This is a genomic window from Streptomyces sp. E11-3 (assembly GCF_046540415.1).
GTDB lineage: Bacteria > Actinomycetota > Actinomycetes > Streptomycetales > Streptomycetaceae > Streptomyces.
The window spans coordinates 2,238,763-2,247,943 of sequence record NZ_JAZGRL010000002.1; the positions used below are offsets into that span (position 1 = coordinate 2,238,763).

8 protein-coding genes and 1 pseudogene are annotated in these 9,181 nt (G+C 71.2%); 3 read left to right on the top strand and 6 right to left on the bottom strand.

The annotated features are described in order from the left end of the window. Positions 1-49 precede the first annotated feature (49 nt). The gene (locus U9R90_RS29240; RefSeq protein ID WP_411059676.1) at positions 50-376 is read left to right on the top strand and encodes a hypothetical protein; all 327 of its coding nucleotides are present in this window, start codon (positions 50-52) and stop codon (positions 374-376) included. Between the two features lie 55 nt (positions 377-431). Here U9R90_RS29240 and U9R90_RS29245 read toward each other — a convergent pair whose 3' ends face one another. From U9R90_RS29245 to U9R90_RS29270, 6 genes are all read right to left on the bottom strand, one after another. After that, the gene (locus tag U9R90_RS29245; RefSeq protein WP_411059677.1) at positions 432-2,228 is read right to left on the bottom strand and encodes an acyltransferase domain-containing protein; all 1,797 of its coding nucleotides are present in this window, start codon (positions 2,226-2,228) and stop codon (positions 432-434) included. A gap of 196 nt (positions 2,229-2,424) precedes the next feature. Next, positions 2,425-2,694, bottom strand: a complete 270-nt coding sequence (locus tag U9R90_RS29250) for an acyl carrier protein (protein ID WP_411059678.1) — start codon at positions 2,692-2,694, stop codon at positions 2,425-2,427. Positions 2,695-2,802: 108 nt separating this feature from the next. Beyond that, positions 2,803-4,020 (bottom strand): ketosynthase chain-length factor, encoded by a 1,218-nt coding sequence (locus U9R90_RS29255; protein ID WP_411059679.1) that lies wholly within the window; start codon positions 4,018-4,020, stop codon positions 2,803-2,805. After that, positions 4,020-5,282, bottom strand: a complete 1,263-nt coding sequence (locus tag U9R90_RS29260; RefSeq protein WP_411059838.1) for a beta-ketoacyl-[acyl-carrier-protein] synthase family protein — start codon at positions 5,280-5,282, stop codon at positions 4,020-4,022. The genes U9R90_RS29255 and U9R90_RS29260 overlap by 1 nt, the downstream gene beginning before the upstream one ends. A gap of 291 nt (positions 5,283-5,573) precedes the next feature. Continuing rightward, positions 5,574-7,163: an acyl-CoA carboxylase subunit beta gene (locus U9R90_RS29265; protein ID WP_411059680.1), complete on the bottom strand. Its 1,590-nt coding sequence runs from the start codon at positions 7,161-7,163 to the stop codon at positions 5,574-5,576. Positions 7,164-7,344: 181 nt separating this feature from the next. Continuing rightward, positions 7,345-8,133, bottom strand: a complete 789-nt coding sequence (locus U9R90_RS29270) for an AfsR/SARP family transcriptional regulator (protein WP_411059681.1) — start codon at positions 8,131-8,133, stop codon at positions 7,345-7,347. Positions 8,134-8,399: 266 nt separating this feature from the next. Here U9R90_RS29270 and U9R90_RS29275 point away from each other — a divergent pair, with 266 nt between their 5' ends. Further along, positions 8,400-8,747, top strand: coding sequence for a hypothetical protein (locus tag U9R90_RS29275; protein WP_411059682.1), 348 nt, complete (start codon positions 8,400-8,402; stop codon positions 8,745-8,747). Continuing rightward, positions 8,747-9,181: pseudogene (locus U9R90_RS29280) on the top strand (hypothetical protein); the annotation flags it as partial. The gene U9R90_RS29275 and the pseudogene U9R90_RS29280, both read left to right, overlap by 1 nt.

Consider the following 9,181-nt stretch of genomic DNA (forward strand, 5'->3'; position numbering starts at 1 on the left):
CTCCCGCCCCCGCCCCACGCCCCCACAACACCGCACAGGACAACTCTCCATGACCAAGCCCCACGCCCCCGCCAGCCAGCAACAGCCGCCGTCCTCCCGGGCAGAGGCCGGGATGACCGCCTTCCTGCTGGCTCTCGACACGGTCGCGTTCCTCGTGCTGTGGGTGGGGATCGTCGGCCTGGTCGGCTGGGACCCCGGGGCGGAGTCATCCGGCGACTCCAGCGGCGAGTACGGCGTAGCGGCGCTCATCGCGGCACTCATCGGCGCGGGCTCCACCTGGTTCGTCAGAGCTCTGGGCTTCCGCACCGCGACGGCCGTCCACGCCGTGTACTTCACCGTGATCGTCCTCGTCTTCGCCGCCGGAGCGGCCGCCTGAGACCCCCTCGGCGTCTCACCGAGGGGGTCTCACCGAGGCGGTGTCACCGGGTACGTCAGGTCGTTGCCGTCGCCAGGGGGCGAGGGCCGGGCGCGCCCGAGGGCGCCTGCTGGGCGTTGGGGGTGCCATCGGCGCTCCAGGTCCAGAGCCGGGACAGAGCGACCAGGTCCAGGTCGTGGCCCTCGGTCCACAGGCGGGACGCGGCACCAAGGACCGACTGCCGGTCCGCCTCCGCCGTGCCCGGACGGGACGGCAGCAGCGGGACCGCCGCGCTGGCGGCCAGCCGCACGGCACGGTGGCGGCGGGCGAAGGCCGTCAGGGTCTGGCGCGGGCCCGCCTCGATCAGGAGCATGTCGTCGACCGCCAGGAGCGACTCCAGGGCCTGCTTGAAGTAGACCGTGTCCGTGATCTGGCGGGCCCAGAAGCGCGGACTCATCGCGTCCTGCGGCGTCAGCAACTCCCCGGTGTACCCGGAGTACAGGGGCAGGGTCGGCTCGCGCAGGGGGATCCGGCGGTAGGCCGTCTCCACGGCGTCGGACGCGGGGGCCATCGCCGGGGAGTGGAAGGGGCTGGTGGCCGGGACCTTCACGACGGTCAAGCCGTCACCACGCAACCGCTGCTCGACCTCGGCGAGCGGCTCGGCCGAACCGGCCAGCATGGTCTGCTGGTTGGCGTTGACCGCCGCGATGGACACATCCACGGTCAGATACGGCCGCAGCTGGTCCTCGGTGGCGGCCACGGCCAGCATGCCACCGGCCGGAATACGGACCGCCTGACGCACCCGCTCCATCATCATCGCCACCCCGTCAGGCAGCGACACCACCCCGCTCAGCGTTGCGGCGACCAACTCCCCCGCGCTGTGGCCGAGCATCGCCACGGGCCGGATGCCCCAGCTCAGCACCAGCCGCCCGAGCGCGTAGTCCACCGCGAACAGCAGGGGCTGGGCGCGGCGTACGTCGTCGACGGGGATCAGCGGCGCGGCAGGGTTGAGCCAGTCGTCCCTGATACGGGAGCCCTCCTCGCCCATGTGGGACAGCGCGGCGTCGACCGCGGCCGTGAACACCGGCTCGCGCCGGTACAGTCCGGCCGCCATCGCGGAGTGCTGGGAGCCCTGTCCGGGAAAGAGCAGCGCGACCGGCCGGGCACTGCGTACGGTGACCGGCCTGGCCTTGTGGACCGCGGCGGAGGACAGCGGGGCAACGGTCACCGCGGCCCCGCGGACCGGACCCGGCTTGGCGCCGCACGGCACGGCGGTGGGCAGGGCCGGGAACGCCTCGCTGTGCAGTCCGCCGAGGAGCGGCATCAGTTCGCCGCGGATGCGCCTCTCGTCCTGCGGGTTCTGGCCCGACCAGAGCAGCAGCCGGTGGTGGGACGGGTTGGTGTCCCGGCGGCCGTAGTGCAGGGCGCGCAGCGGCGGTGTCACGTCCGGGTCCGCCACGGCGTTGGGGTCGACGGTGCCGAGTACGGTGTCGTTGTCCGCGATCGCCTCGGCGGCACGCTTGATCGCGTACACCGTGATGGTGTCGGGCTCCGGCTCACCGAATCCGGCGACCAGCGCGAAGTCGGCGGTGCGGTCCTGGAGTTCCTGGTGCGCCAGCCGCAGCGCACGCCCCGGCGATGAGGCGGTACGGACCTCGCACCCCTCGTGCGAGGGGGCCAGCGCCGGGTCGGGCGCGGTGGCGCCGACGTAGACGACGGTACGGGTGGGCAGCTGCTCGGGCGCGCGGCCGAAGGCCCGCAGTACCGCCGAGACCGCCGCGGCCGATGCCCTGACCGGTTCCCGGTCCTGCGCGCCGGACCCGGGGCTGACGACCAGCCTGCGGATCACCGCGCTGTACGCCGTGAGCGACATGGTTTCCCTCCGTTGGTTACTGGTCTGCCCCGAGCGGATGGCAATGAGTAAAGCGAGAGACAAGAGAAGAGAAGCAACGAGAAATACGGCGAACGGCCGCCCCGCCGACGGGGGAAGGGTGGCGAGGCGACCGTGGACCGGCTCAAACCGAGGCGGCCATGGACCGGCTCAAACTGAGGCGGCCGCAGGTTCCGGCTCAGGCAGCGGACTGCCGGCCGGCGTTGATGAGTTCAAGCAACGCCCCCGGCGTCTCCGCGTCGACAACCGCGTCGTCCGGGATCTCTATGCCGTACTCACGCTGGATCTGGCCGATGACCTGCAACAGGGCGAGCGAGTCATAGCCGAGGTCGATGAACGGGGTGTCGATCACATCGCCGTCCAGGTCGACGCCCTCCTCCTCACCCGCGCTCTCGCGCAGCATCCGGGTCAGGTCGGCAAGGGTGACGGTGGTGGTCGTGGTGGTCATGGGTGGGTGTCCTTCCAGTGCTCGGTCGGCTACTCGGTAACTACCGGTCCGCAAAGCTCGGCCGGTGCTCAGGGGTTGACCCGTACTCAGGGGTCGGCGTCGCGGGATTCACGGGACCGGCCGCCGTACGACCAGGGCCGCGTTGAACCCGCCATGGCCACGGGCGAGCACCAGCGCGCTGCGCAGGTCCCGCTCGCGCGGTGCACCGGTGACGAGGTCGATCTGGTACTCGGGGGCGGCCGCGGACACCTGGGCGGTGGGCGGGATCACCCCGTCGCGCAGGGCGAGCAGCGCGGTGGCCGCGTCCAGCGCGGCGCCGCCGGCCAGGAGCCTGCCGGTCATCGACTTGGGCGCGGTGACCGGTACGGCGTACGGCCCGAAGAGACCGGCCAGGGCCTCGGCTTCGGCCCGGTCGAGCGCGGGCACCCCGGAGGCGTCCGCGAACACCACGTCGATCTCCGCGGGGGTCAGCCCGGCGTCCGCGATGGCGTTCTCGGCGGCCCTGCGCAGCCCCGGCGGGCGGTCGGAGCCCGGCGCCGGGTCGAGGGTCGCCGCGTACCCCGCGACCTCGCCGTAGATCCGCTCCGCGCCACGCTCGCGCGCGCAGTCGGCGTCCTCGACGACGAGGATCGCCCCGCCCTCACCAGGGACATAGCCGCTCGCATCGGCGGCGAAGGGCAGGAAGGCGCGGGCCGGGTCGTCCTCGGTACTCATCAGCCCGGAGGCGATCTGCGGCACCCAGCCCCAGGGGCAGACGGCCGCGTCGACACCGCCGGAGACGACGACCGGGAAGCCCTTGCGGACGTGCCGCCGCGCCTGGCCGATCGAGTCGATGCCGCCCGCCTGCTCGCTGAGCAGTACGCCGCTGGGGCCGCGCATCTTGTGCCGGATGGAGATCTGGCCGGTGTTGACCGCGTAGAACCAGGCGAAGGACTGGTAGGCGCTGACGTACTCCTTGCCCTTGCTCCACAGGTTCTCCAGCTCGCGCTGGCCGAACTCGACGGCGCCGCCGGATGCGGAGGTGACCACCCCCATGCCGTACTCGGGCAGTTGGGAGGTGTCGATCCCGGCGTCCGCGAGCGCCCAGTCGGCGGCGGTGAGCGCGAGCCGGGTCATGTGGTCGGTCTGCGGGAGGAGTCGGCTGGGGATGTGCTCCTCGGCCGTGTAGCCGGGGACTTCGCCGGCGATCCGGGACGGGTACTGGCTGGCGTCGAAGCGGGTGACCGGGCCGATGCCCGACTCGCCCGCCAGGGTCGCCCGCCAGAAGTCCTCGGTGCCCAGGCCGTTGGGCGCGGTGATACCGAGCCCGGTCACTACCGTACTCATCAGACGCTCCTCTCCGGACGGGCCAGCACCATCGCGCTCTGGAAGCCGCCGAAGCCGCTGCCCACGCTGAGCACCACATCGCTGCGCTTCTCGCGGGCGGTCAGCGGGATGTAGTCCAGGTCCAGATCCGGGTCGGGATCGTGCAGGTTGGCGGTGGGCGGCAGGACGGAGTGCTCCATCGCCAGGGCGCAGGCGGCGATCTCCAGGGAGCCGATCGCCCCCAGCGAGTGCCCGATCATCGACTTGATGGAGCTGATCGGGGTGTTGTACGCGTGGTCGCCGAGGCTGCGCTTGAACGCCCCTGTCTCATGGCGGTCGTTCATCTTGGTGCCGGAGCCGTGGGCGTTGATGTAGTCGATCGCGGTCGGGTCGATCCTGGCCTCGGCCAGGGCGACGTCGATGGCTTCGGCCATCTCCCGGCCGTCCGGCTTGAGTCCGGTCATGTGGTACGCGTTGCAGCGCGCCGCGAAGCCCGCGATCTCGGCGTAGATGTGCGCGCCGCGGGCCCGTGCGCTCTCCAGTTCCTCCAGGACGAGGACGGCCGCGCCCTCGCCGAGCACCAGGCCGCTGCGGGTCCGGTCGAAGGGGCGGCAGGCGCTCTCGGGGGTATCGTTGCGCGGGGTTGTGGCCAGGATGGCGTCGAAGCAGGCCGAGGTGATCGGCGAGATCGGTGCCTCCGTGGCGCCCGCGATCATGATGTCGGCGGTGCCCTCGCGGATCAGCTCCACGGCGTGGCCGAGTGCGTCCAGGCCCGAGGTGCAGCCGGTGGAGACGACGGCGGCGGGTCCCTCAGCCCGCGCCGCCATCCCCACCTCCGCGGCCATCGAGCTCGGCACGAAGTGCCGGTACAGCTCGGGGACCGCGTACTCGTGGTCGACGTTCCACTTGCGACCGCCGTCACTGACCACGACGTATTCGCGCTCCAGGCTGGTGGTGCAGCCGACCGCGCTGCCCAGCGAGGTGCCGGTGCGGGTCGGGTCGAGTGCCGCGGTGTCCAGGCCGCTGTCGGCGAGCGCCTCTCGCGTGGAGACCACCGCGAACTGCGCGGCCCGGTCGAGGCGTCGGATCTCCTGCGGGCTCAGGCCCGCGGCCTTCGGGTCGAAGTCGCACTCCGCGGCGACCTGGGAGCGGAACGGCGAGGGGTCGAAGAAGCTGATGGTGCGGGTGGCGGAGCGCCCCTCGGTGAGCAGGTCCCAGTACTCCTTGACGCCTACCCCGCCGGGCGCCACGACGCCAAGACCGGTGATGGCCACTCTGCGCATCGTCACTGCCTCACCTTCGACTTCGACGGGGCCGGCTGCCGCTCGGGGCGCCGGCCGGCTGGAACTGTGCGGGCCACTGTCGATCCCTTCGTCCGTGACGCTGCCGGGTGGTGCTACGGCCGTGCTGAGGTGGTGCGGTACGGCGGCCGGGGGGCTCGGGGTCCTGAACTCCCCGGCCGGCCGGGCCGGTCGACCGCCCGCTTGTGGCGTGCCGCCGTTTCCGGTTCCGTCATGGAACGGCTGTGCCCTCGATGGCCACTCGCGTCCGCGTGGACCACCCAATACGCGCCACTATGTCGGGATATTGCCGTGCTTCCGTGCAGGGATTTCGGCCTGTTTCGCCCGCAGCATGGCCAGCGAACGGATCAGTACGGACCGGGTCTCGCCCGGGTCGATGACGTCGTCGACCAGGCCGCGCTCGGCCGCGTAATAGGGGTGCATCAGCTCGGACTTGTACTCCTTGATGCGCTGCGCCCGGACCGCCTCGGGGTCGTCGGCGGCGGCGATCTCCCGGCGGAAGATGACGCCCGCCGCGCCCTCGGCCCCCATCACGGCGATCTCGTTGGTCGGCCAGGCGAAGGACAGGTCGGCCCCGATGGAACGGGAGTCCATCACGATGTACGCCCCGCCGTAGGCCTTGCGCAGCACCAGCGAGATCCGCGGCACGGTCGCGTTGCAGTAGGCGTACAGCAGCTTGGCGCCGTGCCGGATGATGCCGCTGTGCTCCTGGTCGACGCCCGGCAGGAAGCCGGGCACGTCGACCAGGGTGACCAGCGGGATGTTGAAGGAGTCGCAGGTCGACACGAAGCGGGCGGCCTTCTCGCTGGCGTGGATGTCCAGGACCCCGGCGAGCGCGGCGGGCTGGTTGGCGACGATGCCCACCGGGTGCCCGTCGAGCCGGGTCAGCGCGCACACCACGTTGCGCGCCCAGGCCTCGTGGACCTCGAAGTAGTCGCCGTCGTCCGCGATCTCCTCGATGACGCTGCGTATGTCGTACGACTGTCCGGGCTCGGCCGGTACGAGGTCGATGAGGGCGTCCGTACGCCGGTCAGCCGGGTCGGAGCAGCTTTCGGCGGGTGCCGTCTCCCTGTTGTTCGACGGCAGCAGGGACAGCAGGAAGCGTACGTCGGTCAGACACTCGGCTTCGTCGTCGTATGCGAAGTGGCACACGCCCGATGTGGTGGCGTGCACATCGGCGCCGCCCAGGCCGTTGTGGGTGATCTTCTCGCCGGTCACCGCCTGCACGACGTCGGGTCCGGTGATGAACATCTGGGCGCTCTCGCGGACCATGAAGACGAAGTCGGTGAGGGCCGGCGAGTAGGCCGCGCCGCCCGCGCAGGGGCCGAGCATCACGCTGATCTGCGGGATGACCCCGGAGGCCGCGACGTTACGGCGGAAGATGCCGCCGTAGCCCGCCAGCGCGGTGACGCCCTCCTGGATACGGGCGCCCGCACCGTCGTTGAGGCTGACCAGCGGAGCGCCGGCGGACTCGGCGAGGTCCATCACCTTGTGCACCTTGGCGGCGTGCGCCTCGCCGAGGGCTCCGGCGAAGACCCGGAAGTCATGGGCGTACGCGAAGACGGTGCGGCCGTGCACCAGGCCCCAGCCGATCACCACGCCGTCGCCGTGCGGCTTCTTGTCCTCAAGTCCGAAGCCGGTGGCGCGGTGCCTGCGCAGCGGCTCGATCTCGGTGAACGTCCCCGGATCGAAGAGGAGTTCCAAGCGCTCGTGGGCGGTGAGCTTGTTCTTCTCGTGCTGGCGACGGGTGGCGGCGGGATCGGGCCCGCGGCTCACTTCGTCTTTGAGGCGCCGCAGTTCGTCGGTGGATCGCCGCAGATGAAAGGCGCTGGGCAGGGCCGAGAGGTCGTCGAGGAGAGTCATCGGCCGAACGTAGGAACGCCCCCTCGAAGGGCGCTTGAGCACGGACCGTCGCCCCAGGTCCGGGCGGGTGCCGGAGCCTACGCCCCAGGTCCGGGCAGCCACTAACGCTGGCGCCGGCGCATAAGTCGACCCAGGCCCGGGGACTACGGCAGGTCGACCCGGACCCAGGGACTGTCGTCGGTCAGGCGGAAGCCTTGAGGTCGAGTCCGGGGTCCGCGGAGAGCACGGCCTGATGCAGCCGCTGCAGGCGTGGCGACGGTTCGAGACCCAGCTCGTCGACGAGGCTGCCGCGCAGCCGCTGGTAGGCCTCCAGGGCCCGCCAGGCACTGCCGGACCGGTGTAGTGCGGTCATCAGCTGGGCGCAGAAGTTCTCGTGCATGGGGTGCTTGGCCGACAGGACCCGCAGCTCGGGCACCAGTTCGGAGTGCCGTCCGAGTTTGAGGTCGGAGTCGATCCGCAGCTCCAGCGAGGCCATCCGGTCCTCTTCGAGCCGCAGCACTTCCAGTTCGAGCACCGAGCCCACGTTCACATCGACGAGTGCCCTGCCGTCCCACATGCCCAGCGCCTTGCCGAGCAGCTCGGACGCGACACCGTGGTCGCCGACCTCGTGCGCGTGCCGGCCCGACGCGGCGAGCTGTTCGAACTCCTGGACGTCCACCTGGCCCGGCTGAACCTGCAGCAGATAGCCACCGTGCTGGGTGACCAGCACGTCCTTGGCCTCCCGCCCGGGATCGCCGTCCAGCGCCGCCGCGATCTTGCGGCGCAGCTGGAGGATGTAGGTCTGCAGGGTGGTCGCGGCACTGCGCGGGATCTTCTCGCCCCAGATCTCGTCCATCAGCGTCGGGACCGTGACGACGTGATCGGCCTGCAGAGCGAGCAAGGCAAGAATCTGCCGCGGCTTGGCCGCGGTGGGCAGCACGGAAATTCCGTTCTCGCGAGCCGCGAGAGGTCCCAGTATCTTGATCTCCATTGTGCGCTCCCTCGTTCGCGCAGTTGTCGGTCGACCCCTCCTCGGGGCTGACTTACCTGAGCGTCGAATGAGCCTCGCACCGGAATGCGTTGAGCCCCAGTGAGCGGGTCACCAAGCGCCCTATGAAAATGTCATGCCCTGGTGGTGACGGAGACACTGTGCGGCGCGGGGGGACGCGCTCAGAATCCAAACCTGCGAGACGTCGAACGTCAGCCCTACACCGGGCTCTGTGAATCGTACGACCGTCTGAGATGGGGGATCATCGCATGCGTACCACCACGATCACGACCACAATCACCGCGCCCTCGCGCGCCGTCACCGACGAACTCGAGCTCGAACTCACCGAAGAACAGCGCTTCGCCCTGCTCGCCGCCCGCACCGGCCTGGAGCCGTCGCTGGCGGATCGCTACACCAGCGATCCGGTCTCGGTGCTCGCCGAGTTCGGGCTCTCGGCGGCGGAGCCGGTCTTCTCCGTCGACAGCCACGAGGCCGGAGCCGAGGCGCGGAGCCTGGTGATCGAGGATCTGACGAGCGTCGAGGGCGCGATCGCGTCGGGCTGCGGCGGCTTCTGCGACTGCGGCGTACCGCTTCCCTACCCGCCCTTGCAGCGCTGATGGCGGCGGACCTGGCGCCCACCGTCCGGGTGGGCTTCAAGCGCCATCTGCGCGTCGAGGTCGTGGCGGGCGACGCCGTGTACGTGCTCTCCCCGCATGGGGTCAAGGTGCTGCACGGCGACCAGATCGAGGCACTCGCCCCGCTGCTCGACGGGACCCGCACGCTTCCCGCGCTTCTGCGGGAAGCGGAAGCGGCGGTGCCGGTCGTCGCGGCGGGGCGGGTGCTCGGCCAGTTGGCCGAGGCCGGCCTCATCGGCTACCACCGTGCGGGCCCTGGCGGTGGGTCGGACAGCGCCTCGCTGGCGTACTGGGACCTGCTGGGTGTCGACGCCGAGGCGGCGACGCGGTCCGTGGCCGAGAAGCAGGTCCGGATCATCACGGTGGGTGGCGTGGGGGGGCGCCCCGGCCCCCCCCCCCGGGGGGGGGGGGGGGGG

Excerpts from the sequence above, each read along its gene's own strand:
- U9R90_RS29270 (WP_411059681.1), bottom strand. The coding sequence starts at position 8,133 with ATGGAGATCAAGATACTGGGACCTCTCGCGGCTCGCGAGAACGGAATT.
- U9R90_RS29245 (WP_411059677.1), bottom strand. The coding sequence starts at position 2,228 with ATGTCGCTCACGGCGTACAGCGCGGTGATCCGCAGGCTGGTCGTCAGC.
- U9R90_RS29240 (WP_411059676.1), top strand. The coding sequence starts at position 50 with ATGACCAAGCCCCACGCCCCCGCCAGCCAGCAACAGCCGCCGTCCTCC.
- U9R90_RS29260 (WP_411059838.1), bottom strand. The coding sequence starts at position 5,282 with ATGCGCAGAGTGGCCATCACCGGTCTTGGCGTCGTGGCGCCCGGCGGG.
- U9R90_RS29250 (WP_411059678.1), bottom strand. The coding sequence starts at position 2,694 with ATGACCACCACGACCACCACCGTCACCCTTGCCGACCTGACCCGGATG.
- U9R90_RS29255 (WP_411059679.1), bottom strand. The coding sequence starts at position 4,020 with ATGAGTACGGTAGTGACCGGGCTCGGTATCACCGCGCCCAACGGCCTG.
- U9R90_RS29275 (WP_411059682.1), top strand. The coding sequence starts at position 8,400 with ATGCGTACCACCACGATCACGACCACAATCACCGCGCCCTCGCGCGCC.
- U9R90_RS29265 (WP_411059680.1), bottom strand. The coding sequence starts at position 7,163 with ATGACTCTCCTCGACGACCTCTCGGCCCTGCCCAGCGCCTTTCATCTG.